The following is a 24,906-nucleotide window of genomic DNA, read 5'->3' on the forward strand; positions in this document are numbered from 1 at the left end:
GTCCTGGCGGACGAGCCGACCGGCCGTCTCGACCGCACCACGGGCCGGCACGTCGTCGACGTCCTGCTGACGGCGGTCGACGAGATCGGCGCCGCCCTGGTGGTGAGCACCCACGACCCGGCCGTCGCGGAACGCCTGCGGACCCACTGGACCATGCGCGACGGCCGACTCCTCCCAGGTCCGGACGGAGGCACCCCGTGACGACCGGCCGACGGGCCCACCTGGTCCGCCGCGGCCGCGGCGCCCTCACCCTGGCGGCTCTCCTCCTCACCCTTGCCGCCGTGCTCCTCCCCGCCCACCCCCGCCTCTCCCTGGCCGACGAAACGGCCGGCCGCGGCGACCGCACCATCGCCGGGCGCATCGCCGACGTCCTCGGCGACACGGTCTTCGAGGCCGTGAGCGCAGACCCGGCGCCCCCGCACCCCCCGGCCGTCGGCGGGCCTCCCCAGTCCGTCCGGACGGTGAGTGAGACACGTCCGGCCGCCGTCGCCCCAGGAGGCACACAGTGATCACCACCTGGCTGGCCGGCCTGCTCCGGCACCGCGGCGGCAGACTCCTCGTGGCCGCGCTCACCGCCGCACTCGCCGTCGCCCTCATCGCCGCACTGGGCACGTTCCTGACCGCGTCCCGCTCAACGATGACAGCCCGGGCCGGCCGGTCCGTCGCCGTCGACTGGCAGATACAGCTCCAGCCCTCGGCGCAGCCCGCCACCGTGCTCGACACGATCCGCCACACCCCCGGGATCCGCACCGCCCTGCCCGTCACCTACGCCCGCAGCGCCAGCTTCCAGACGACGGCCGCAGGCTCCGTGCAGTCCACCGGAGAGGCCGTGGTCCTCGGCATCCCCGACGGCTACCGCACCGCGTTCCCCGGCGAGATACGGCCGCTGACCGGCGCCCGGGACGGAGTCCTCCTCGCCCAGCAGACCGCCGCCAACCTCCACGCCGCCCCCGGCGACACCGTACGCATCGCACTGCCCGGCACGGCCGGCGCCACCGCCACCGTCACGGTCGCGGGAGTCGTCGACCTGCCCCAGGCCGACTCCCTGTTCCAGAAGGTCGGCGCCCCGCCCCAGTCGCAGCCGGCCGCCCCGCCCGACAACGTCATGCTGCTGCCCGCGGCCCTGTTCGACTCCCTCACCGCGCGGACCAGGGAACTGGATCCCGCCGCCGTCACCACGCAGGTACACGCGGCCCGCGACGCCCGCCTGCCCGCCGACCCCGCCGCCGCGTTCAGCGCCGTGGGCGGCGCCGCCCATCACCTCGAAGCCCGCCTCTCCGGCGCCGTCCAGGTCGGCGACAACCTCGGCGCGGCCCTCGACGCCGCACGCCAGGACGCCCTGTACGCCCAGCTCCTCTTCCTGTTCCTCGGCGCACCCGGCGTGGTGCTCGCCACCCTGCTCACCTCCGCCCTGGCCAGCGTCGGAGCGGACCGCCGCCGCCGGGAACAGGCCCTGCTGCGCACCCGCGGCCTCGGCCGCCGCCGGCTGGCCGCGCTCGCCGGGGTCGAAGCCGCCGCGATCGGGCTGGGCGGCGGCCTGCTCGGCGTCGCCCTCGCCGCTCTGGCCGGCCGGATAGCCTTCGGCCAGGCATCCTTCGGAGCCGTCGGCCTCGTCCCCCTGCGCTGGTCCCTGATCGCACTGGCTCTCGGCGCGGCCGTCGCAGCCGTATCCGTCCTGCTGCCCGCCGTACGCGACCAGCGCACGACAACCGTCACCGCCGCGCGCCGCAGTGCTCCGACGACCGGCACCCCGCTGTGGCAGCGCACCGGACTCGACTTCATCCTGCTCGCGCTCTCCTACCTCGTCTTCCGGGCCTCGGCCGGCAACCAGTACGCCCTGGTCCTCGCCCCCGAAGGCGTGGCGAGCATCTCGGTGTCCTACTGGGCCTTCCTCGGCCCCGCCCTGCTCTGGCTGGGCTCCGCGCTGCTCCTGTGGCGGCTGACGACCTACGCACTGGCCCACGGCCGCCGACCCCTCACGTTCCTGGTCCGCCCGCTGACCGGCACGCTCGCCGCGGCGACGGCCTCCGGCATGGCCCGCCAGCGCCGCATCCTGGCCCGCTCCGTCGTCCTGCTCGCCCTCGCCGTGTCCTTCGCGCTCTCCACCGCGGCCTTCAACACCACCTACCGCCACCAGGCGGAGGTGGACGCGCAGCTCACCAACGGCGCCGACGTCACGGTCACCCAGCCGCCCGGCGCCGCGGGCGGCCCCGCCGCCGGGCGGGCCCTGGCAGCCGTCCCGGGCGTCCGCCGCGTGGAACCCCTCCAGCACCGCTTCGCCTACGTCGGGTCCGACCTCCAGGACCTGTACGGCGTCAACCCCGCCACCATCACCTCCGCGACCGCTCTCCAGGACACCTACTTCGCGGGCGGCAGCGCCCGCAGCCTGCTCGCCAAGCTCGCATCCCGCCCCGACTCGGTCCTGGTCAGCGAGGAGACGGTGAAGGACTTCCAGCTGGCCCCGGGCGACCGGCTCAACCTGCGCCTCCAGGACGAACGGACCAAGCAACTGCGCACCGTCGCCTTCCACTACGCGGGCGTCGTCAAGGAGTTCCCCACCGCGCCCAAGGACAGCTTCTTCGTGGCCAACGCCGACTACGTCGCCCGTCAGAGCGGCAGCGACGCCGTGGGCGCGTTCCTCGTCGACACCGGCGGCGCACACCAGCGGGCCGTCGCCGCACGGCTGCGCGAGCGGCTCGGTGCCACGGCGACGGTCACCGACCTCACCCAGACCCGCTCCGCCGTCGGATCCAGCCTCACCTCGGTGGACCTCGCCGGACTGACCTGGATCGAACTCGCCTTCGCCGTGGCCCTGGCGGCCGGCGCCGGAGGAGCGGTACTCGCCCTGGGCCTGACCGAGCGCCGCCGGACCTTCGCCGTGGCCACCGTGCTCGGCGCCACTCGCGGACAGCTGCGGGGCATGGTCCTCGCCGAGGCCGCCACCGTCGCGCTCGGCGGCCTGACCGGCGGCGCCGTCCTCGGCTGGGCGCTCGCGCACATGCTCGTCAAGGTCCTCACCGGAGTCTTCGACCCCCCACCGTCCACCCTGTCCCTCCCCTGGCCCTACCTGGGCCTGACCCTCCTCACGACGCTCGCCGCCCTCACCGCCGCCGCCCTGCACGGCGCCCGCCGTTCCGGCCGCCCCGCCGTCGAAGAACTCCGCGAGCCGTAACCAGCCCCTAACCTCGACCTATGAGCACCAGCACCGCCGGGCACCCGCCCACCGCCCTGGTCATCGAGGACGACGACACCATCGGCCACCACCTGGAAAGCGGGCTGCGCGCCAACGGCTACACCAGCACCTGGTGCCGCACCGGCTCCGCGGGCCTGACGGCCGCCCGCCACAACCCGCCCGACGTGGTACTCCTCGACCTGGGCCTGCCCGACCTCGACGGGATCGATCTGGCCCGTCGCCTGCGCGAGCACCTCCCGGACCGCCTCATCGTGATCCTCACCGCCCGCAGCGACGAGATCGACGTGATCGCCGGTTTGGACGCGGGCGCCGACGACTACCTCGTCAAGCCCTTCACCATGACCGTTCTGCTCGCCCGGCTCCGCGCCCACCTGCGCCGCAGGCCGCTGCCCGAGGCGTCGCACGAGAACGAGCCGATCCGGCTGGGCGACCTCACCGTCGACACGGCGGCCCGGCGCGTGCTGGTCGCCGGTGAGGACGTTCCCCTCCGGACCAAGGAGTTCGAACTCCTCGCCGAACTCGCCCGGCAGCAGGGGAGCGCCGTCTCCCGGGAGACGCTGATGGCGCGGGTGTGGGACGAGAACTGGTTCGGCCCGACCAAAACCCTCGACGTCACCATGGCCTCCCTCCGCCGCCGCCTCCACACGGCCGAAGCCGCAGGAGCCCACACCGTCAGGCTGCCCCGGATCACCACGCTCCGCGGCCACGGCTACCGCTTGGAACCACCGCCTCCCACCTGACTACCGGGGCGCGCGGCACAGGGCAGTGAAGGCGTCGTCTCCCTCGCCCGGAAGCGGACGCCGTGGGCGGCCCGGTGGGCGGTGCGCGGCGGGGACCGCTGGCCTCACCACGCCGCTGCTTCACCATGGCGTCGGCCGTCCAGCCCAGCTGAGGTGTGCGGAGCGGTGCGGGTCCCCCTTCGCTGGGGGAACGATCCTCTCCACCCCGTCTGTCGGCCGGTCCAGCAGGGGCCTCTCAGACCCTGGTAGGGGACCGTCCGGCCCATGCGCGTCGGCCGCCGGCCGGTACAGCCTGGCTGTGACCCCACTGAGCTGTGACCCCACTGAGAGGAGGACGTCATGAAGGCACTCGTCTTCCACGGCCCGGGACAGATCTCCTGGGAGGACGTTCCCGACCCGGGCATCAAGGACGCCGCGGACACGATCGTTCGTGTGGACGCCGTCACCATCTGCGGCACCGACCTGCACATCGTCAAGGGCGACGTACCCGAGGTGGAGCCCGGCCGCGTGCTGGGCCACGAGGCGGTCGGCACCGTCGTCGAGACCGGTCGCGACGTCCAGACCGTCCGGCCCGGCGACCGGGTGCTGATCTCCTGCGTCTCCTCCTGCGGCCGCTGCCGGTTCTGCCGCGAAGGCCGCTACGGCCAGTGCCGCGGAGGCGGTGGCTGGGCCCTGGGCCACACCATCGACGGCACCCAGGCCGAGTACGTGCGCGTGCCCTTCGCCGATCTGTCCGTACACCCGCTCCCCAGCGACGTCGACAGCTTCGACGCGCTGCTGCTCGCCGACATCTTCCCCACCGCGTACGAGGTGGGTGTGCTGAACGGCAATGTACGGCCCGGCGACACGGTCGTCGTGGTGGGCGCGGGCCCCATCGGTCTGGCCGCCGTCACCACCGCGCAGCTCTACAGTCCCGGCCGGATCATCGCCGTCGACCTCGCGGATTCCCGGCTGGCCGCGGCGCGCTCGCTGGGCGCGGATGCGACGGTCAACGCGGAGGAGGAGCCTGAACGGCTGGTCGCCGACCTGACCGACGGGCTCGGCGCCGATGTCGTCATGGAGGCGGTCGGCGTGCCGGAAGCCTTCGAGATGTGCACCCGAATGGTCCGCCCCGGAGGCCACGTCGCCAACATCGGAGTACACGGCAAGCCGGTGACCCTCCATCTGGAGGACCTGTGGATCAAGGACATCACCCTCACCACCGGTCTGGTGGACACCTACTCGACACCGATGCTGCTGAGGATGATGGCCGCCGGGAGGCTGCCGTCGTCTTCGCTGATCACCCACCGCTTCGAGCTCTGGCAGATGGAGGAGGCGTACGACGTCTTCTCGCGCGCCGCCGAGACCGGAGCCCTCAAGGTCGCGTTGGGCGGCCCTCAGCACAACGTCATGACCGTGCAGACCCGGGGGACGTGAACGCCATGCCCAGAACCACACCGAAGCCGATACCGGAAGCACCCGGTCGAACGGACCTCGGGCGGCGGATCGCCGCCCGGCGCGCGGAACTCGGACTCACCCGTGAACAGGTGGGCAGCCGCTGCGGGGCGGATGCCTCGTACATCGCCTATCTGGAGGAGAAGGCAGCCGCACCCGGCAGCGGCTCGCTGGTCCGCCTCGCCGACGCGCTCGGGACCACGGTCGCCGAGTTGTCCGGTGCGACGACCGCGTATCCGCCCGGCCGGGGAACGGCCCGGCTGGACTCCGAACTGATCTCCCTGGACGAGGCGGAGTGCCGTCGGCTCCTGTCGACCCATGGCATCGGCAGGGTCGGGATCTTCACCCCCGAAGGTCCCGCGATCTTCCCGGTCAACTACGTCGTGGCGGGCGCCGAGATCGCGTTCCGGACCACTGGCGACGCGCTGCTCGCCCGGGCCGCCGGCACCGAGGTCGCCTTCGAGGTCGACCACATCGACGATGCGATGAGACAGGGCTGGAGTGTCCTCGCGGTCGGCGAGGTCTCCGGGGTCACGGACGGCGACGACATTCAGCGGCTCAACACCGTGGCGCGTTCACTCCCCTGGGCGGGAGGCCACCGCACCCACTGGATGTCGGTCGCCCCCACCAGGATCACCGGCCGCCGCGTGGTGCATCAGTGAACGTACTGCGTGCCGTCGTGTTCGACACCGACGGGGTGCTGCTCGACTCGGCGGTGCTGCACGCGGCTGCCTGGAAGGCCGCTTTCGACAGTTGCCTGGGCGCGTGGGCGTCCGGCGTCGAGAGGCAGCGGCCTTTCGACGCCGACGACGAGTACCGGGAGCTGGTGGACGGCAAGCCCCGCTACGACGGCGCACTCGCCTTCCTGACCGCGCGCGGGATCGACCTGCCGACGGGCGCGCCCGATGACGACCCGGGCTGCGGCACGGTGTGGGCGGTCGCTGCCAGGAAGGAGCAGATCTTCACCGGGATGCTCGGTACCCGCGGCGTCGCCGCTTTCGTGGACGCCCGCCCCGCCCTGACGACGCTACGGGAGCGGAACATACGGTGTGCGGCGGTGTCCGCCTCCCGTCATGCGAGGCCCCTGCTGGAAGCCGCCGGCCTCACCGGCCTCTTCGACGTCATGGTGGACGGCGAGGACGCACGGCGGCTCGCCCTGGTCGGCAAGCCCGACCCCGCGCTCTTCCTCGAAGCGGCCGCGCGACTGGGCGCCCTTCCGGCAGGCGCGGCCGTCGTGGAGGACGCGATCGCCGGAGTCGAGGCGGGGCGCCGTGGTCACTTCGGCCTGGTCATCGGTATCGACCGGTCGCACCGCGGCGACACGGCGGGCGCCTTGCTGGCACGCGGTGCGAATGTCGTACTGCCCGACCTCGCCGACCTGCCCGCCACACTGAGCGGGCACCGGCCATGACCGCCCCGTGGACATGGGAGTTCGGCGGCTACGACCCGAAGAAGGAACGGGTTGTCGAAGCCCTCTGCACACTCGGCAACGGGCGTTTCGCCACCCGGGGATCAGCCCCCGAGACCGTGGCCGACACCCTCCACTACCCCGGGACCTACCTGGCCGGCTGCTACAACCGACTCGTTTCGAACGTGCGAGGCCTGCAGATCGTCAACGAGGACATGGTCAACCTGCCCAACTGGACGGCGTTGCGCTACCGCTGTCTCCCGGAAGGCGGCCCCCCGGGCGACTGGCTGACGCCCGACGACCCCAGTCTGCGCCACTGCAAGGTCATCCTCGACCTGCGCGGCGGCACCCTCACGCGCCGCATGCTCTTCCAGGACGCCCAGGGCTGCCGGCTGGGTGTCACACACACCAGACTCGTTCACATGGGCGACCCGTACCTGGCCGCTCAGCGCACGGCGTTCCGAGCGTACGGCTGGAGCGGGTCGATAGAGGCCGAGTCCGCGCTCGACGGCGACATCGCCAATGCCGGCGTCGAGCGCTACCGCGATCTGGCGGGCAGCCATCTCACCGACCACCGAGCCGGCGTGGAGCCGGAAGGTGTGGCATGGCTGAGCTGTACGACGTCGTCGTCCCGGACCCGGATCGGACTCGCGGTACGCACGACCTCGCTCCCTCCCGTCCCCGTCGCGACATCCTGCACCGGCAGCGCCGCCGTTCTGGCGTTCGCGCTGCCGATCTCACGGGGGCAGCCCGCCGTCCTCGTGAAGACCGCCGCCCTGCACACCACGCTCGACCGCCCCACCGGCGACCCGCTCGGCCGCGCTGTCGAGAGCGCGACCCGCGCCCCGGACTTCCCGTCGTTGCTGCTCTCGCATCAGACCACCTGGAAACGGCTCTGGAGCGAGGGAGAATTGAGTGTCCCCGGGGAGCCGGGCCGCATCGTGCGCCTGCACGCATTCCATGTCCTGCAGACGCTCTCCCGGCACACCGCGGAGCTCGACGCGGGTGTGCCGGCCCGGGGACTGCACGGGGAGGCGTACCGGGGGCATGTCTTCTGGGACGAGCTGTTCGTCATGCCCTATGTCACCCTGCACTTCCCAGAGGTGGCCCGGGCTCTGCTCATGTACCGCCACCGGCGCCTCCCGGCCGCCCGGGCGGCAGCCCTCCAGGTCGGCGGCCGGGGAGCGATGTTCCCCTGGCAGAGCGGCAGTTCGGGCCGGGAAGAGACGCAGTCCCTGCACCTCAATCCCCGCTCGGGACGCTGGCTGTCCGACCACTCCCGTCTCCAGCGGCACGTCGGATCCGCGATCGCGCTGAATGTCTGGCGATACGGGCAGACCACCGGGGACACCGGATTCATGCACGGCCCGGGAGCAGAACTTCTGCTGGAGATCGCAGGCTACTGGGCGGACACCGCCGCTTTCGACCAGGCCTCCGGGCGCTATCACATCCGTGGCGTGCTGGGACCGGACGAGTACCACGACGCCTATCCCGACTCGGCGGTCCCCGGCATCGACGACAACGCGTACACCAACGTGACGGCGGCCTGGGTCCTGGCGCGAGGTCTCGAACTGATCGACAACCTCCCGGCCGCCCGGCGCGCGGAACTCCTCGGTCTGCTCGACCTCGACCGCGAGGCACTGGACCGCTGGGAGGACTTGTCCCGCCGCCTGTACGTGCCTTTCCACCAGGGTGTCATCAGCCAGTTCGAAGGGTATGGCGGCCTCGCCGAACTGGACTGGGACGCGTACCGCGCCCGCTACGGCGACATCCGTCGACTCGACCGGATCCTGGAGGGCGAAGGCGACACGGTCAATCGCTACCAGGCGTCCAAACAGGCCGACACCCTCATGCTCGGTTACCTCTACCGACCCGCCGAACTGCACGCCCTCTTCGCCCGCCTCGGCTACCGGCTCGACGACGAGACGTGGCGTTCGACCGTCGCGTACTACCGGAACCGGACAAGCCACGGATCGACACTCAGCAGCCTGGCGCACGGCTGGGTGCTCGCCCACCAGAAGGGCGAGGAAGCGTGGCCGTACTGCGAGGAAGCCCTGCTCGGTGATGTCACCGACATTCAGGGCGGCACCACCGGCGAAGGCATCCACCTCGGCGCCATGGGCGGCACCCTCGACCTCGTCGAGCGCGGCGTCGTGGGGCTGGAGGCCTGTGCCGAGGGACTCCGCATCGATCCCGTTCCGCTCGGTGACATACCCCGATCGACCTTCACCTTCTGCTACCGCGGGCACCGGGGCATCCGAGTCCGCTTCCTCCCGGGCAGACTGGGCATCAGCGTGCCCGCGTCGCCCCACGGCACCGTGCAGCTGATCCTGCCGCACGAACGAAAGGTGAGTGTGCCTGCGGGAAAGCAGCGGTGGTTCCGCCTGCCTCCGGGCTGAACCGCTCCCGCCGGCGCGGGTCGGGGGACCGTCCGGTCCCTGCCGGCCACGGCCCATTCGGCGCCTTGCGGCTGGCCCCCTCGGCACTGTGCCGCATGTGCTGTGCGGTGTGACGGCTTCGAGGAAGACCGCACCACCTAGGGCCGCCTGGAACTCGACACCGGCACCACCAAGCTCACCGGGCACGGCGCCGCGCGCCGCGACCCCCAGGACGACGACGTCCTGGAGATCGGTGACGAACTCGCCGTCGCCCGGGCCACGGACCTCAGTCGTGGGCGATGACGGCGACCGGTGAGGTGGCGTGGTGGATCACGGCGTGCGTGGTCGAGCCGATGTGAGTGCCGAAGGACGATCGGCGGATCCGGCGGCCGACGACAATGAGGCCGGCCTCCGCGCCGGCGTCCAGGAACGTCTGGGCGGCGTGTCCCATCGGGGTCCGGACCGTCACCTCGACGGTGGGGAACTTGTCCCGCCAGGGCTTCAGCGCGTCGGCCAGGTCGGCGGTCGTGCTCTCGTTGATCTGTGAGTGGATACGGGGGTCGTAGGCCGCTCCGTAACCGACGAGTGTCGGGGGCATCCAGATGTGCAGGGCGTGCAGCGGGCAGGACCGGCGTGACGCCTCCTCGAACGCGAACGCGAGCAAGGCGTCGCACGGCCGGCTGATGTCGACGCCGACGACCATGTGGCGCTGGGCGTGCAGTCCGGATTCAGCGGACAGCGCGTCCTCTCCGCTGCGTACGAGTACTACGGGCCGTTCGGTGGCGTGCAGGACGGCCATACCGACGGAGCCGAGTACGAAGCCGGTCATGGCGCCGAGCCCTCGGGAACCCAGGACGAGCATGTCGGCGGTGGCCGCAGCTGTGGCGAGTGAGGCCGCGGGCGGGCCGTCGATCGACTGCGTGGAGATGTCGAGTTCCGGGTGGGTGCGGCGCAGGTCGTCCGCCGATTCCCGAAGGAGGGCTTCGGCCCAGCCGTGCCGTACGTCGGCGACCGCTGCGGGTATGTCGAGCGGCGATGCCCAATCCTCGGCATGGATGAGGCGCACCTTCGCAGTGCGCAGGCGGGCCTCGCGCGCGGCCCAGCGGGCGGCAGCGGAGCTTTCCGGGGATCCGTCGAGGCCGACGGTGATGTGGTGCTCCATGGCATCCTCCTCAAGAGTGCGGTGGCGTGGTTGCGTCGGCGGGTTCGTCCGGCTCCGTGTCCAGGGGGAAGGGCGGGTGCACGCCGGTCATCAGGTCGGCGTGGGCCGCGACGCGCGGCACCCAGCGGTCGAGTCCGACGACGGGGTCGAACAGGTCCAGTGGGCACCTCTCGGTGAAGGCCGGTACCACCGCCGCGATGAGTACGAGGACGCTGGTGAGAGCGCCGCAAGGGTCTGCTTCATGGCTCCTCCAGAGAGGGCGGCCTCCATGTGTCCGAGCCTGGGGGCCGTTCCACCGGGAAGGGGTAGAGCCGTCCGGGTCGGGCGGGGGCCGCTCGGCGCCATCGGCCTGTCATGCGAGGTGCCTGGCCTGTCCGACGGGCGGATCTCAGACGTGGGCCAGTATGGCGACCGGTGCGGCGGTGTGGTGCAGTACGGCGTGCGCCACGGGCCCCAGGTGGGCGCCCAGCGCGGAGTGGCGGATGCGCCGTCCCACGACGACGAGGTCGGCGCCGGCCGTGGCCTGGACGAGTTCCCGCCCGGCCGATCCCACGTATGTCTTCTCCTCGAGGCGTACCTCGGGAAACTTGTTCCGCCAGGGCAGCAGCATGTCGTCGAGCATCTCGGCGATGCCGCGGTCGGCTTCCCGTTCGGTGGCCGGGTCGAGGAGTTGCGCGTGCCCGAAGACCGGTGGAAGCTTCCAGCCGTGGACCGCGCGCAGGGTGCAGTCGCGGCGACTGGCCTCCTCGAAGGCGAAGGCGAGGACCTTGTCGCATGCCTGATGGATGTCGACGCCCACGACGATCTCGCCGTACCGGGTGGGGGAGCCGTCTTCTGCCTCGTCCGTTTCTCGCACGAGCACCACTGGTGTCTCGGTGGCGCTGAGGGTGGTCAGGCTCACCGAACCGATGAGGAAGCCTACGACGCTGCCCAGGCCTCGGGAGCCGAGTACCAGCAGGTCGGCGCTCACGGCCTCGGCCGCGAGGGCAGTGGAGGGGCGTCCGGAAAGGCAACGGGTGGTGATGTCCAGCTGCGGGTGGCGGCGGCGCACGTCCTTGGCCGTATCGGCCAGGACTTCCTCGGCCCAGTGCTTTGCGCTGTCGGCGTGCAACCGGGGCGGTGGCGGACTGATCGGCCAGTCCTCAACGTGTATCAGCCGGAGTGGCACGTTGCGCAGCACGGCTTCGCGCGCTGCCCAGCGGGCGGCGGAGCGACCCTCGGGTGATCCGTCGACGCCGACGGTGACGTGGTGCTCCATGGCATGAACCTCCTCGTGCTGCGGGCCGCGGTACGGCTACCAGGGGATGCGGTTCGGTCTGCTTTCCCGCGGTATGAGACGTGAGTCGTCGGTATGAGCGGTGAGCTGACCAACGGCACCGACCACGCCGTCCAACTGCTCGGTGAGTCGCAGGAGGATCGGAATCTGGCTGGCCTTCTCCAATTGGCCGGCCAGGGTCACTACACCGCCCAGGACATGGACGTCGACCGTGCCGGCTGAAATACCCATCGTGTCGGTCAGGATGTCTTGGATCACCCGGCCACGGATCTCGGAGTCGGGCCGCAGGAAGACACGCAGCAGGTCCCCACGGGTGACGATGCCGACGAGACGGTCCTCCTCGTCGATCACCGGGAGCCGCTCGACGCTCCCCTGTGTCATCAGGCGGGCCGCCTCGGGGACCGTCTGCTCCGCATAGACCGTGACGGCCGGAGACGACATGAGGTCCCCGGCCGTCAGCGCCTTGCGTGCCAGCAGGTCGCTCTCGGAGACGATGCCGATCACCTGCTCGTCCTCGTCCAGGACGGGCACTGCGCTGATGCCGTGCTCGGCGAGCAGCTTGGCCACGTCTTTGAAGGACGTTGCCCGATCCACCGAGATGACGTCGTCCGTCATCAGACTGCCGACTCTGGTGTGCTTCATGTGCGCGCCTCCCGATCAGCCGGCCTGCTGAGGGCGAATCGTCCGGTGGCCCTCAGGTGTCACCATCCGCTGATGCGGGACCGTATTTCGAGGGCCGAACGGTCCTCCTCCAGGACCGTCCGGGTCCGCCCCACGATCCGGACGGTCCTGGAGGAGGACCGGGTGCGGGACCTTTGGTCCCAGGTCTGCCCCCTGCGGCCCCTGCGTGGCGGATCTCGTCGTGCCAGCGTGAGCACCGATCCCCGACGGCTCGCGGGCGGCGGTCACCCCGGTGCATCGGCCGGAACCTCGGAGGGGCCTCCCACAGCCTCCTGCACCACCCGCACTGCCCTGTGCAGCTCATCCCGCGCAACGGCAACGAGCACAGGAGCGAGTCACGATGAACACCGCCGGACGCAGTCAACTCCTCGTCGGAATCGACCCGGACAGGGACTGGTACCTGCCTCTTGCCTGGGCGGCGGACGAAGCCCGGCGTCGTCGGCTCGGGATCCGACTGGCGGTGGCCGCACCCTCGCAGCACGACACCCGGAAGGTCGACGCCACCGCGCACACCACCGCGCAGCACCAGAGGGGCTCGGACGCGTCGGCGACGGCCGCCGCACGGGCGCATGAGCGGCCTCCTGAGGGGGAGACGGAGACTGACCCGCTCGACGGATTCCCCGCCCCGGTGCTCGCCCGACCGCCCGCACAGGCCCACATGGTCGTCTTCCCCTACCAGGACCAGACGGTGGCTCCGCAGGCGGGTCGGCGCGTGCTTTGCGAGAGGGTCGCCGACTGGTCGGAGAAGATCACGGTTTCCGCGCCGTGAGGGCGCAGGAGTGACCCGGCTGTCGGCTGCACGACTCCACTTACCTCTCTGGAAAAAGGGTTCGTCATGCTCCAGAACCATCCTGGACCGTCCCGGACGCACAGCGTCCAGCACACCCTCGTACCCCTCGGCGACGAGGAACTGGCCTCGCTCGACGCCCACTGGCGGGCGGCGAACTACCTCGCCGTCGGGCAGATCTACCTGATGTCGAACCCCCTGCTGACCGAGCCCCTGGCCCCCGAGCACATCAAGCCGAGGCTGCTCGGACACTGGGGCACCTCGCCGGGCCTGAACCTGGTCTACACCCACCTGAACCGGGTGATCAAGGCGCGCGGGCTGGACGCGCTCTGTGTCTGGGGGCCGGGGCACGGCGGGCCCGCGGTGGTCGCCAACGCGTGGCTGGAGGGGTCCTGCACCGAGACGTACCCCGACATCGGCCGGGACACCGCCGGTATGGGCCGGCTCTTTCGCCAGTTCTCCTTCCCCGGCGGGATCCCCAGCCATGTGGCGCCGCAGACCCCGGGTTCGATCCATGAGGGCGGAGAGCTCGGCTACTCCCTCTCCCACGCCTACGGCGCGGCACTCGACAATCCGGGTCTGCTGGTGGCCTGTGTGATCGGCGACGGAGAGGCGGAGACGGGGCCTCTCGCGACCTCCTGGCACTCGAACAAGTTCCTCGACCCGGTGCGGGACGGGGCCGTGCTGCCGATCCTCCACCTGAACGGCTACAAGATCGCCAACCCGACGATCCTGGCCCGCATCCCCGAAACCGAACTGGACGACCTACTGCGCGGCTACGGCCACGAACCCCTGCACGTCACCGGGGACCGCCCCGAGGAGGTCCACCGTGCCATGGCCCGGGCGATGGACCAGGCCCTCGACTGGGTCGCCGGATTCCAGGACGCCGCCCGCAACGGGGAGGTGACCGGCCGCCCCCGCTGGCCGATGATCGTCCTGCGTACGCCCAAGGGCTGGACGGGTCCCGCCGAGGTCGACGGTCTGCCCGTGGAGGGCACCTGGCGCGCCCACCAGGTGCCTCTCGCCGAAGTGCGCGAGAATCCGGAGCACTTGCGCCAGCTGGAGCGCTGGATGAAGTCCTACCGGCCCGAGGAACTCTTCGACGTCCGGGGCCGCCCCCGCGAGCAGGTGCTGGCGTGCGTCCCCGACGGCGCGCACCGGCTGGGCGCCAACCCCCACGCCAACGGCGGTCTGCTGCTGCACGACCTGGCCGTGCCGCCGCTGGAGCGGTACGGCGTCCCGGTGGACAAGCCCGGCGCGACCTCGCACGAGCCGACCCGGGTCCTGGGCGATCTGCTGGAGCAGGTCATGGCCGACTCGGCCGACCGCCGCGACTTCCGCCTGTTCGGCCCGGACGAGACGGCTTCGAACCGGCTGCAAGCCGTCTACGGGGCCAGCGGCAAAGCCTGGGACGCGGAAGTCCTCGACACGGACGAACACCTGGAGCGGGGCGGCCGGGTCATGGAGATCCTGTCCGAGCACACCTGCCAGGGCTGGCTGGAGGGCTACCTCCTCACCGGCCGGCACGGTCTCTTCTCCTGCTACGAGGCGTTCGCCCACATCATCGACTCGATGGCCAACCAGCACATCAAGTGGCTGCGCGTGTCGCGCGGGCTGCCGTGGCGGGCGCCGATCGCCTCGCTGAACTACCTGCTCACCTCGCACGTCTGGCGGCAGGACAGCAACGGCTTCTCCCACCAGGATCCCGGCTTCGTCGACCACGTCCTCAACAAGAGCCCCGAGGTGGTACGCGTGTACTACCCCCCGGACGCCAATACCCTGCTGAGTGTCGCGGACCACGTCCTGCGCAGCCGCGACTACGTCAACGTGATCGTCGCCGGGAAGCAGCCCTGCTTCGACTGGCTCGACCTGGAAAGCGCCCGCGCCCACTGCGCCCGCGGCGCCGGGATCTGGGACTGGGCCGGCACCGAGTCCGGGAGCGGCGAACCGGACGTGGTCCTCGCCTGCGCCGGCGACGTACCCACCCTGGAAGTCCTCGCCGCCGCCTCGCTGCTCCGCCACCACCTGCCCGAACTCGCCGTCCGGGTGGTCAACGTCGTGGACATCGCGCGCCTCCTCCCCGAGGAGGAGCACCCCCACGGGCTGTCGGACAGCGAGTACGAAGCCCTGTTCACCCCGGACAAACCCGTCATCTTCGCCTACCACGGCTACCCGTGGCTGATCCACCGCCTCGCCTACCGCCGCGCCAACCACCCGCACCTGCACGTGCGCGGCTACAAGGAACACGGCACCACCACCACTCCGTTCGACATGGTGGTCCTCAACGATCTCGACCGCTACCGCCTCGTCATGGACGTCATCGACCGGGTCCCGGGCCTCGCCGTACGCGCCGCGGAAGTGCGTCAGGAGATGGAGGACGTCCGCTACCGCCACCACGACTGGATCCGCGCACACGGCTACGACCTGCCCGAGGTCACCGACTGGACCTGGAACAGGTGAACACCCCTCCTCCCACGGGACCGGGGGTGACACAGTCCGCTGCCGAGAGTGCGGAGGCCGTGCTGGCAGCGCTCGGCAGCGGCTCTGGAGGTCTGTCCGCCGCCGAGGCCCGGGAGCGCCTCGCGGTGGTGGGGCCGAACGCGGTGCGCTCGCACCACGTGAGGGTCCTGGCGGTGCTGGGGCGGCAGCTGCGCAGCGCCCTGCTCATCCTCCTGTCGGTGACCGCTGCCGTCTCGTTCTTCTTCGGGGAGCGGACGGGAGCGGTGATCATCGCCGGCATTCTGCTGCTGAGCGTGGCGCTGGGCTTCGTGAACGAGTACCGGGCGGAGCGCGCGGCCCAGGCCCTGCACTCGAACGTCCGGCACACCGCCCTGGTCCTGCGCGAGGGCCGCGAAACCGCGGTCGAGGTGACCGCGCTGGTCCCGGGCGACGTGGTCCGGCTGGCCCTGGGCAATGTGGTACCCGCCGATCTGCGACTGCTGGCCTGCACAGCCTTCGCGTGCGACGAGAGCGTCCTGACCGGCGAATCGGTCCCCGCGGCCAAGGAGTTCGGCCCGGTGCCCGCGGGGGCGGCCCTCGCCGAGCTGAGTTCGTGCGCGCTGATGGGGACGGTGGTCCAGTCGGGCAGCGCGACCGGCGTCGTGGTCGCCACCGGCGGCCGCGCCGAGTTCGGCCGGATCGCGCTGGGGCTCGGGAAGCGGCAACCGGAGACCGCCTTCCAAGCGGGCCTGCGCCGCTTCTCCATGCTCCTCCTCATCGTCGCCACGGTGCTGACCACCGCGATCTTCGCCGTCAACCTGCTGCTGCACCGACCGCCACTCGACGCCCTGCTCTTCTCCCTGGCCATCGCCGTGGGCATCACCCCGCAGCTGCTGCCCGCCGTGGTCAGTACCAGTCTGGCCACCGGCTCCCGACAGCTGGCGCGGCGCAAGGTCCTGGTCAAACGCCTGGTGTGCATCGAAGACCTGGGCGACATGGACATCCTGGTCACCGACAAGACCGGGACGCTCACCGAGGGGAGCATCACCTTCCGGGCGGCCCTCGATGCCGCGGGCCATCCGTGTGACGACGTACTCCTCCTCGGCCTGCTGGCCACCGAGGGTGAGCTCAGCGGGAACCACCTCGGCGGCAACGTTCTGGACGGCGCACTGTGGCAGGCCCCCGAAGCGGCAGGTGCGGCCGGCAGATCGGCCGGCTACCGCCAGCTCGCCCTGCTGCCCTTCGACCACGACCGCCAGTTGACCTCCACCCTCCTCGCGGGCCCCGACGGCAGCCGCCAACTGGTCGTCAAAGGAGCGCCCGAGGAGGTCCTGGACCGTTGCCGGGACGTACCCGCCGTGGCGGCGGCCGTGCTCCGGGAACGCTTCGCCGCGGGCGCCCGTGTCGTCGCCGTGGCCGCCAAGGCCGCAGGAGTGCAGGCGACGGTCACCGCGTCCGACGAGCACGGGTTGCGGCTGGCCGGCTTCCTGGTCTTCGACGATCCGCCGAAGGCGGGCGCCGCCGATTCGTTGCGCCGCCTGGCCGGCCTCGGGATCACCGTCAAGATCTGCACGGGCGACAACGCGCTCGTCGCCCAGAAGGTCTGTGCCGACCTCGGCCTGCCTTCCGGCCCGGCACTCACGGGTCATGAAATCGAGATGATGGACGACGAGCAGTTGACCGCCGCGGCCGAAACCACCAGCGTTTTCGCCCGCGTCTCCCCGCAGGACAAGGCCCGTGTGGTGCGCGCACTGCGCCACCGCGGCCGGGACATCGGGTTCCTGGGCGACGGGGTGAACGACGCGCTGGCCCTGCACGCCGCCGACGTGGGAGTGTCTGTCGACACGGCCACCGATGTGGCCAAGGACGCCGCGGACGTCCTGCTGCTGGAGAAGGACCTCGGCGTGCTCGCCGACGGTGTTGCGGAAGGGCGCCGCATCTTCGCGAACACCATCAAGTACGTCCTGATGGGGACCTCCAGCAACTTCGGCAACATGTTCAGCGCCGCCGGAGCGTCCGTGGTCCTGAGCTTCCTGCCGATGCTTCCGTCCCAGATCCTGCTGAACAACCTGCTCTACGACGCGGGCCAGTTGACGATCCCCACCGACCACGTGGACGAGGAGCAGCTACGGGCCCCCTCGCACTGGGATCTCGCCTTCATCCGCCGCTTCATGCTCGTCTTCGGGCCGATCAGCTCCCTCTTCGACTTCCTCACCTTCTGGGTCATGCTCTCGGTTTTGCACGCGGGGCCCGATCTGTTCCGGTCCGGCTGGTTCGTGGAGTCCCTCGCCACCCAGGCCTTGGTCATCTTCGTGATCCGCACCCGGCGGATCCCCTTCCTCCGCAGCCGGCCCAGCCGCCCGCTGATGGCTGCCTCCCTGGCCGTCGTCGCCGCCGGCATCGCCCTGCCGATGTCCTCGCTCGCACCGGCCCTCGGCTTTCAGGCGCTTCCGCTCGGGTTCTTCCTCGCCCTGGTGCTGATGACCGTCCTCTACCTCGTGCTGATCGAGTGCGCCAAGTACGTCTTCTACGCCCGCCTCGCCACGAGAGCCGGCAAACCGCCCGTACGCCATCGCGGCCGCCCGCACCGGATCCAACGCCGGGCCGGCCGCTTCAGCCATCCGGGCCCCCTGGAACCGGGCCGTCTTTGAGGACTCGGCCCCGTGGTGGCTGTGGCTGGGGCCGGGGGCGAGGCCGACCGCGCGCCGACTGCGTCGGCTGCGCCGCGACGCGCGTACAGCGGAGTGTCGGCACCGGGCCCTCACCCCGTACGGGCACCGCGCAACCCGGCAGCGGCTGGGGCATGTGCGCGCGGTCTGGACCGTTCGGCCCCTGCCCCTTCCGGACGTGAGGGGTGATGCTCGACCTAGGTACCGGGACCTCGTGCAGGCCTGACCTGGTCCTCAGGTCCTCACTATGAGGAGCACCGCAATGGCAGTTCTGATCACCCTGATCGTCATCATCGGCGTTCTGGCCTTGCTGATGTTCGCGATGGCCGTGAAGGTCGTCAAGCAGTACGAACAGGGCGTGCTGTTCAGACTGGGCCGGCTCGTCGGTACGAGAGAGCCCGGGATGCGGCTCATCGTTCCGTTCGTCGACGTCCTGCACCGGGTGTCATTGCGGATCGTCACGATGCCGATCCAGTCGCAGGGCATCATCACGCGGGACAACGTCAGCGTCGATGTGTCGGCGGTCGCCTATTTCCGTGTCGTGGACGCTACGAAGTCGGTCATCGCCATCGAGAACGTCTACGCGGCGATCGACCAGATCGCCCAGACGACTCTGCGCAAGGTCGTCGGGCAGCACACGCTCGACCAGACCCTGTCGGAGACCGACCGGATCAACCTCAGCATCCGGAAGATCCTCGACATCGCGACCGTCGAGTGGGGTGTGGAGGTCACACTGGTCGAACTCAAGGACATCCAGCTCCCCGACAGCATGAAGCGGGCCATGGCCCGCCAGGCCGAGGCCGAGCGGGAGAAGAGGGCGAAGATCATCAATGCCGAGGGCGAGTCGCTGGCCGCCGCGGCACTGGGTGACGCCTCGGACACCATGATGGCCCACCCGCTGGCCCTGCAACTGCGCAACCTGCAGAGCCTGGTGGAGATCGGGGTGGACAAGAACACCACCGTCGTCTTCCCCGCCCCGCTCATGAGCACCATCGGCGAACTCGGTTCCTTCCTGGCCAGGGAAACGGCGGCGGCCGCGGCTACCCCCGCACGGCCGCTCGGCCTCACCAAGAAGATCCCCGGCATCGCGCCGGAGGCGGTGAACGGAATATCCGAAACCGGGTGACCGGCCGCGTTCATGCGGGGGGCTGCCGCTGCCGAGGCGCCAGCCCCGGCAGCGGCGCCCCCCGGGACGAACCGGCAACGGAAGACAGTTCCCCCGTGGGCACCCGCCCATGGTCAGGCTGTCCTGCAACGGAGGCATGATGCCCACCGGACCTTTTACGGCTGCCCGGCGATTCGAGACCGTGATCAGCGTGGCCGGCGAGCTGGACCTCCACTCGGCGCAGGCCCTGACCGATGCGGTGGACGAGCGTCTACGAGACGGTGTCCTGGACATCGACGTCGATCTGAGTGAGTTGTCCTTCTGTGATGTCAGCGGCCTCAACGCCTTCCTGCGGGCGAGGCTGTCCGCAATCGCGTGCGGCGGCTCCCTGCGCTTGCACCACCCCACTCCCATGCTGACCAGGCTCTTCCTCCTCACCGGCACGCACGGGGTCCTCCTTGCCGCGGGCGCCGGACTTCCTGGCGGCCGAGTGACAGTCCATGGCAGTGGTGATTTCGGGAGGACTCGACCGCACCATGGCGGGCGGCGGCGCCCCGCTCTCTTCGCTGACGACGGTGGGCTGCGATGACGCCGCACCTCGACCCCTCGGCGCCCGGCGCGATGGCCTTAGCGGGCGGATCGTTTTCCGGCTTACGGGAACCCGCACCGTTCCTTCTCCGCCGATGCTCGATCATCCTCTGGTGCGACCGCCACCTGACGGCTGTCCACGCCCTTTCCACGCTCATGGCGGACGCCCGGGTCGTCGGGGCCGCCCTGGCCGAGTCGCTGGAAGAACCGGACACCCCGAGGTCGCGCGGAAGTCATCCACCCCATGCCCCGGTGTGCGCACCGTCCCCGCGAGGCCGGTGTCCCGACGATGCCTCCGACCCCCTCGACCGTGTCGAACTGGCGCTCCATCTCATAGGTGACGTCACGAGCGGGGTGATGTCCCGGAACCTCGGCCTCCCGGAATGCTTGGTCATCGCACGCCTGCGCACCGGGCTGGTGGTCCTCGCCAGTCCGTGTCACGGCCCGATGTCCCTGCGGCCCGGGCGGTGAAGCAGCCGTACGGCCTGTCGAGACTGGGGGAGAGCTACGGTGGAGAGGTGGCGGCCAGCCCAGCTGTGAGCGGTGCTCCGACGGAGGAACCGGTGGACGAGGCACAACGTCCGGTGGACGAGGCACAACGTGAGGACGCCGTGGGGGGCGCGTCCCCTGGCGGTCCGGCGCCGAGCCAGTTCTGGCCGATCAGCGGCCAGGACCGGACGGCAGGCCTGCTGGAGGCGGTGCTCTCGGTCGACCATGGGTTGGATCTTCCGCAAGCGCTCCACCGGATCGTCGAGGCAGCCGTGGGGTTCGCGGACGCCGAGTACGGCGCCCTGGGAGTCATCGGTGACGATGCGCGGCTCGTCCTCCTGGTGACCGCGGGCGTCTCGGCCGGAGGGGCCGGCGCGTTCCTGGGGGTTCCGGTCAGGGGCTGGGACGGCACGCTCGGGAGCCTTTACCTGAGGCGGGAGCCCGGGGCCCGGGAGTTCGGCGCCGAGGACGGGCGGATCCTGTCCATCCTGGCCACGGCGGCGGGCGTGGCCATCGAGAACGCGCGTCTGAACGAACAGGCCCGGTATCGGGAGAGGTGGATCGAGGCCAATTCGGAGATCGTCTCCACTCTGCTGTCAGGCGCGGACGAGGAAACCGTGCTCCAGCTGATCGTGGACCGGGCCGGCCAGATCCTCGACGCCGGTCTCGGGGTGGTGGCCCTGACCATGCCGGGGACCGACGAGCTGCACGTCGCGCTGGCCTCGGGTGTCGACGCCGATGAACACCGAGGCCTGACGCTCCCGCGGGAGGGGTCGTTCGCCGGGGCGGCCCTCGTCGCGCACGGACCGATCACCAGCCTCGCCATCGGCCGTGATCCACGAACCGAGGCCGGCGCACCGCGCTGGGCTGGGCTGGGCCCAGCGGTGGGAGTGCCGATGGGGGGCGGCGAGCGTGTACGGGGCGCCCTGCTACTGGCCCGGGCCGAGGGACTGGCGCCCTTCACCCCTGCCGAGACGGCGCCCCTGATGGCCTTCGCGGGCCAGGCGGCCCTCGCGATGGAGTTGGGCGATCGGCGTTGGGGCGCCGAGCAGCTCGCGCTTCTGGAAGACCGCGACCGGATCGCGCGGGACCTGCACGACCTGGCCATCCAACGGCTCTTCGCGACCGGCATGACCCTGCAGAGCGCCGTGCGTTTCGTCGAACATCCGCAGGCCAGCGAGCGACTGCTGCGGGCCGTGGACGACCTCGATGAGACCATCAAGATCATCCGGTCGACCATCTTCGGTCTGCGGGCCCAGGAGGGGCCCCGGAGCCAGCGCAGTCTGCGGGCGCGGACGGCAGCCGCTCTGGAACGATCGGCGCCCGCTCTCGGCTTCACGCCCGCACTGCGGATGGAAGGGCTGATCGACACCGATGTGCCTCCGGAGGCCGGTGACCACGTGGTGGCGGTGCTCAGCGAAGCGCTCACCAACGTCACCCGGCACGCGCAGGCCACCGCCGTCGATGTCACGCTGGTCGTCCGCTCCGGGACCCTGACCCTCACGGTCGCCGACAACGGCAAGGGAATGCCGGGGTCCGGTCGCCGCAGCGGCCTGCGCAACCTTGCCGAAAGGGCCGAGGCGCTGGGCGGCGAGATGAGCGTAGGCAACTCCCCGCAGGGTGGTACACGGCTGGTGTGGCAGGTTCCGAACATCCCCGGGTGACCTCGTCCCGGCCCTGTCCGAACGACTGCCCGCGCCACTGCTTCAGCGGTCGTGCCGAGGGGCGGCCCGGGTGGCCAGCACCGCCGCCTGGATCCGCCGCTCGACGCCGAGCTTGGCGAGCAGCCGGGAGACGTTGTTCTTGACCGTCTTCTCCGAGAGGTACAGCCGCTTGCCGATCTGGGAATTGGTCAGTCCCTCCCCGATCAGTTCGAGGATCTCCCTTTCCCGCTCCGAGAGCTCGGCCAGGGCGCCTGGGGAAGGCTCCGTCGGGGCGTCGTCGCCGCGGAGACTGCGCATCAGCCGACTCGTAGTGGCCGGATCGAGCATCGACTGGCCCGACGCGACCGTACGGATCGCGGAGACCAGGGCGGCCCCCTTGATCTCCTTCAGCACGTAGCCCGCGGCCCCGGCCATGATCGCGTCGAGAAGCGCGTCGTCGTCGTCGAAGGACGTCAGCATCAGGCATGCGAGCTCCGGCATGCGCGAGCGCAGTTCGCGGCAGACCGTGATCCCGTCGCCGTCCGGAAGCCGCACATCCAGTACAGCGATGTCAGGCCGCAAAGCAGGGCCTCGGGTCAGGGCCTGCTCCGTGGTGCCCGCCTCTCCGACGACCTCGATGTCGGATTCCGCGTCGAGCAGGTCCCGTACGCCGCGCCGGACGACCTCGTGGTCATCGAGCAGGAAGACACGAATGGGCTTCTGGGACACCGCTCCCGGATCCTCCGGCATGGCCAACCTCCACAGCGTCTCGCCCGTACTGCTCCGTGGCTCCATCGTCACTCGTCCGCACCGCGCTCACCAGGGGCCGGATGGGCCCTGGTGAGAGTGATGAAACGTCGACCGCCCCGGCACACCCGCACGCCGGACAACGCCACCATGCGGGCCGCGGGCCGTGACAGCAGCACGGACGGTGCCGAAGGTGGATGACCCGGGGGAAAGACCGATCGCGCGCTGACGGGGGACCATTGGCCCCTTCTCTCAGTCGTGCCGGGCCGCTCACCCTGGAGGCGTGGCCCTCAGCGCCGCTGCTTTGCGGATGCGCGGAAGGGTCCACATCCAGGGAGGACCGATGTCCACACCGATTCTCGACAGAGTATCCGTGAACGGATTCGTCTCGGACGCGGCAGCAGCTCCTTCGATGCACAATGCCCAGCCGTGGAAGTTCCGCTTCTTCGCGCGTGACAACTCCTTCCAGGTGCGTGCCGATCCGGAGCGCGTGATGGCGCTGGCAGACCCAGCACACCGTGCGATGCACCTCGGGTGCGCCGCTGCCCTGTTCAACCTGCGGGTGGCGGCCGCGCACGCCGGGTGGGACCCCGTGACGGTGCTGCTGCCCGATCCCACCGATCCGGAGCTCCTGGCCCGGGTAGGGCTCTCCGGACGAGAGCCGTCGGAAGGACATCTGGGGGGCCTGTATCCCGCGATCAGCCGCCGCCACACCAGCCGTGAGCCGTTCACGGACGAGGCCGTACCCGAGACGGTCCGGGACATGCTCCGCAACGCGGCAGCCGACGAGGACGCTCAGCTGGTCTTCCCCGACCCGTGGCATGTGCAGTCCGTCCTCGATCTGGTCGACGATGCCGAGGAGCGGGAACGCGCCGACCCCAGCGTGCGGGCGGAGACTGCCCGCTGGGCCCGCCCCGACGCCGGGAGCAGCGCCTCACGGACATCGGGCATCCCCGACCACGCCCTGGGCCCCCGCAGGTGGGACGGTCGCGCCCCGGTACGGGATTTCGCGGCCGGACGCCGTGTACCCGGCCGGGGCACGGCGACCTTCGAGCAGTCACCGCAGCTGGCTCTGCTCGGGACGCCCGGCGACGGTCCGCTCGACTGGATGCGTGCGGGCCAGGCCCTGGAGCACGTCCTGTTGGAGGCCACGGTCCAGGGCCTGGCCACCTCACTCACCTCCCATGCCCTCGAATGGCCTCAGCTCCGCTGGGCCGTGCGGGACCCGTTGTCCGTGATGGGTCACGTCCAGCTCGTGCTCAGGCTGGGATTCGGGCCGCTCGGCACGGCGACACCGCGGCGCCCGGTGGCGGAGATCCTCGAATTCCAGTGAGTCACGTGGCCTGGACGACAGCGCACATGTGAAGCGATGAGGGAGGGGCGCAGGACACGGCATTCGGGCTCGGTCGCGATCCGCACCTGTACTGCGGCGGGACTGTTCTGGGCGGCGGTGCCAGCGTTGCGGGCCCAAGGGCCGCTGAGCCTGGGGAAGCCTCTCGTCGCCGGGGACGGTCTTCGCGTTCGGGTCGGGGCTGCGCATGCGCGGCGCCCCCTGGCTGTGGTCGTGGACGGGCAATCCGATGCCGGCGGGGTGCGCGGTGAGGCCGGGCGCGCAGGTGCCGCGGCCGTGACGCAGGGCGTTGGTCACCAGCTCCGAGCCGATGAGGACCACGCTGTCGGTGGCCTCGGCCTCGGCCTCGACCGGGGCCACGAGGTGGTCGAGGAAGTCCCGGGTGCTGTCGCCTGCTCCGACGACGGAGGCCGTGGACAGGGCGGGGTTGCGACGTCGATTCTCATCGCGTCCATCAGGTCACCCCGGTCTCTGGATCGTCCCTGCCCGGTCCCGCCTGGGCCCCGGGCTGTGACGGTCAACCCGGTGATGACCGCCTTGCGCCTGCCCTCCGGCGCTGTTCGAGATCGATTACCTCATCGTCGAACGCTCGGAAATCTATGTCGGCCAGAGTAGACATTGGGCGGTGGCATAGCTATGGTTTCTCTCGTAGCCCAGAGAGACCGCAGGGCCTGGCAGAGACGAACTGCCGGGCAGCAGTACGCGACACCAGGAGTAACGGCAGTTCGCGGTATCAGCAGTACGCGGTTCCCCGTTTGGTAAGCAGTTGATCACCGAGGGAAGGACGGAGGAACAAGGCACCATCAGGATCGCCCG

The 24,906-nt window shown here is 70.8% G+C and carries 19 protein-coding genes and 1 pseudogene; 16 read left to right on the forward strand and 4 right to left on the reverse strand.

Annotation, left to right across the window (positions count from 1 at the left end):
- From QMF80_RS22350 to QMF80_RS22390, 9 genes and pseudogenes are all read left to right on the forward strand, one after another.
- A pseudogene (locus tag QMF80_RS22350) lies at positions 1 to 201 on the forward strand (ABC transporter ATP-binding protein); the annotation flags it as partial.
- Positions 198 to 509, forward strand: coding sequence for a hypothetical protein (locus QMF80_RS22355; RefSeq protein ID WP_283455992.1), 312 nt, complete (start codon positions 198 to 200; stop codon positions 507 to 509). The pseudogene QMF80_RS22350 and the gene QMF80_RS22355, both read left to right, overlap by 4 nt.
- Positions 506 to 3,172 carry an ABC transporter permease gene (locus QMF80_RS22360; protein ID WP_283455993.1) on the forward strand — a complete coding sequence of 889 codons (2,667 nt, stop codon included), beginning with the start codon at positions 506 to 508 and terminating at the stop codon, positions 3,170 to 3,172. Before QMF80_RS22355 ends, QMF80_RS22360 begins: the two co-directional genes overlap by 4 nt.
- A gap of 20 nt (positions 3,173 to 3,192) precedes the next feature.
- Positions 3,193 to 3,933, forward strand: a complete 741-nt coding sequence (locus QMF80_RS22365; RefSeq protein ID WP_283455994.1) for a response regulator transcription factor — start codon at positions 3,193 to 3,195, stop codon at positions 3,931 to 3,933.
- Between the two features lie 339 nt (positions 3,934 to 4,272).
- Positions 4,273 to 5,349 carry a zinc-dependent alcohol dehydrogenase family protein gene (locus QMF80_RS22370; RefSeq protein ID WP_283455995.1) on the forward strand — a complete coding sequence of 359 codons (1,077 nt, stop codon included), beginning with the start codon at positions 4,273 to 4,275 and terminating at the stop codon, positions 5,347 to 5,349.
- 5 nt (positions 5,350 to 5,354) lie between these two features.
- Positions 5,355 to 6,029 carry a helix-turn-helix domain-containing protein gene (locus QMF80_RS22375; protein WP_283455996.1) on the forward strand — a complete coding sequence of 225 codons (675 nt, stop codon included), beginning with the start codon at positions 5,355 to 5,357 and terminating at the stop codon, positions 6,027 to 6,029.
- Positions 6,026 to 6,778 (forward strand): HAD family hydrolase, encoded by a 753-nt coding sequence (locus tag QMF80_RS22380; RefSeq protein ID WP_283455997.1) that lies wholly within the window; start codon positions 6,026 to 6,028, stop codon positions 6,776 to 6,778. The genes QMF80_RS22375 and QMF80_RS22380 overlap by 4 nt, the downstream gene beginning before the upstream one ends.
- Complete coding sequence (locus tag QMF80_RS22385; protein WP_283455998.1) at positions 6,775 to 9,174, forward strand: glycoside hydrolase family 65 protein; 2,400 nt, start codon at positions 6,775 to 6,777, stop codon at positions 9,172 to 9,174. Before QMF80_RS22380 ends, QMF80_RS22385 begins: the two co-directional genes overlap by 4 nt.
- Positions 9,175 to 9,321: 147 nt before the next feature.
- On the forward strand, positions 9,322 to 9,456 hold the full coding sequence (locus QMF80_RS22390) for a dsRBD fold-containing protein (RefSeq protein WP_502962897.1): 135 nt from the start codon (positions 9,322 to 9,324) through the stop codon (positions 9,454 to 9,456).
- On the opposite strand, the gene QMF80_RS22395 is transcribed toward QMF80_RS22390, so the two are convergent.
- The 3 genes from QMF80_RS22395 to QMF80_RS22405 all read right to left on the reverse strand — a co-directional run bounded on the left by QMF80_RS22395 (position 9,440) and on the right by QMF80_RS22405 (position 12,233).
- A complete protein-coding gene (locus tag QMF80_RS22395; protein WP_283455999.1) occupies positions 9,440 to 10,315 on the reverse strand; it encodes a universal stress protein in 876 nt (291 codons plus the stop codon). The two genes, QMF80_RS22390 and QMF80_RS22395, sit on opposite strands and share 17 nt — an antisense overlap.
- 388 nt (positions 10,316 to 10,703) lie before the next feature.
- Positions 10,704 to 11,573, reverse strand: a complete 870-nt coding sequence (locus QMF80_RS22400; protein WP_283456000.1) for a universal stress protein — start codon at positions 11,571 to 11,573, stop codon at positions 10,704 to 10,706.
- Between the two features lie 36 nt (positions 11,574 to 11,609).
- Positions 11,610 to 12,233, reverse strand: a complete 624-nt coding sequence (locus QMF80_RS22405; protein WP_283456001.1) for a CBS domain-containing protein — start codon at positions 12,231 to 12,233, stop codon at positions 11,610 to 11,612.
- 379 nt (positions 12,234 to 12,612) lie between these two features.
- On the opposite strand from QMF80_RS22405, the gene QMF80_RS22410 reads away from it, so the two are divergent.
- The 6 genes from QMF80_RS22410 (at position 12,613) to QMF80_RS22435 (ending at position 22,013) form a co-directional block, all read left to right on the forward strand.
- On the forward strand, positions 12,613 to 13,041 hold the full coding sequence (locus tag QMF80_RS22410; RefSeq protein ID WP_283456002.1) for a hypothetical protein: 429 nt from the start codon (positions 12,613 to 12,615) through the stop codon (positions 13,039 to 13,041).
- A gap of 66 nt (positions 13,042 to 13,107) precedes the next feature.
- The gene (locus QMF80_RS22415) at positions 13,108 to 15,519 is read left to right on the forward strand and encodes a phosphoketolase family protein (RefSeq protein WP_283456003.1); all 2,412 of its coding nucleotides are present in this window, start codon (positions 13,108 to 13,110) and stop codon (positions 15,517 to 15,519) included.
- Positions 15,520 to 15,545: 26 nt separating this feature from the next.
- Complete coding sequence (gene mgtA / locus QMF80_RS22420) at positions 15,546 to 18,149, forward strand: magnesium-translocating P-type ATPase (protein ID WP_283456004.1); 2,604 nt, start codon at positions 15,546 to 15,548, stop codon at positions 18,147 to 18,149.
- 280 nt (positions 18,150 to 18,429) lie between these two features.
- Positions 18,430 to 19,293: a slipin family protein gene (locus QMF80_RS22425; protein ID WP_283456005.1), complete on the forward strand. Its 864-nt coding sequence runs from the start codon at positions 18,430 to 18,432 to the stop codon at positions 19,291 to 19,293.
- A 139-nt stretch (positions 19,294 to 19,432) separates the two neighbouring features.
- On the forward strand, positions 19,433 to 19,861 hold the full coding sequence (locus QMF80_RS22430) for an STAS domain-containing protein (protein ID WP_502962898.1): 429 nt from the start codon (positions 19,433 to 19,435) through the stop codon (positions 19,859 to 19,861).
- Between the two features lie 562 nt (positions 19,862 to 20,423).
- Positions 20,424 to 22,013 carry a GAF domain-containing protein gene (locus tag QMF80_RS22435; protein WP_283456007.1) on the forward strand — a complete coding sequence of 530 codons (1,590 nt, stop codon included), beginning with the start codon at positions 20,424 to 20,426 and terminating at the stop codon, positions 22,011 to 22,013.
- Positions 22,014 to 22,055: 42 nt separating this feature from the next.
- Here the strand turns inward: QMF80_RS22435 and QMF80_RS22440 are convergent, their stop codons facing one another.
- On the reverse strand, positions 22,056 to 22,742 hold the full coding sequence (locus QMF80_RS22440) for a response regulator (RefSeq protein ID WP_283456008.1): 687 nt from the start codon (positions 22,740 to 22,742) through the stop codon (positions 22,056 to 22,058).
- Between the two features lie 340 nt (positions 22,743 to 23,082).
- Between QMF80_RS22440 and QMF80_RS22445 the strand changes: the two genes are divergently transcribed.
- Positions 23,083 to 24,072 (forward strand): Acg family FMN-binding oxidoreductase, encoded by a 990-nt coding sequence (locus tag QMF80_RS22445; protein ID WP_283456009.1) that lies wholly within the window; start codon positions 23,083 to 23,085, stop codon positions 24,070 to 24,072.
- Positions 24,073 to 24,906 lie beyond the last annotated feature (834 nt).

The sequence above is a fragment of the Streptomyces sp. G-G2 genome (genome assembly GCF_030063135.1).
GTDB lineage: Bacteria > Actinomycetota > Actinomycetes > Streptomycetales > Streptomycetaceae > Streptomyces.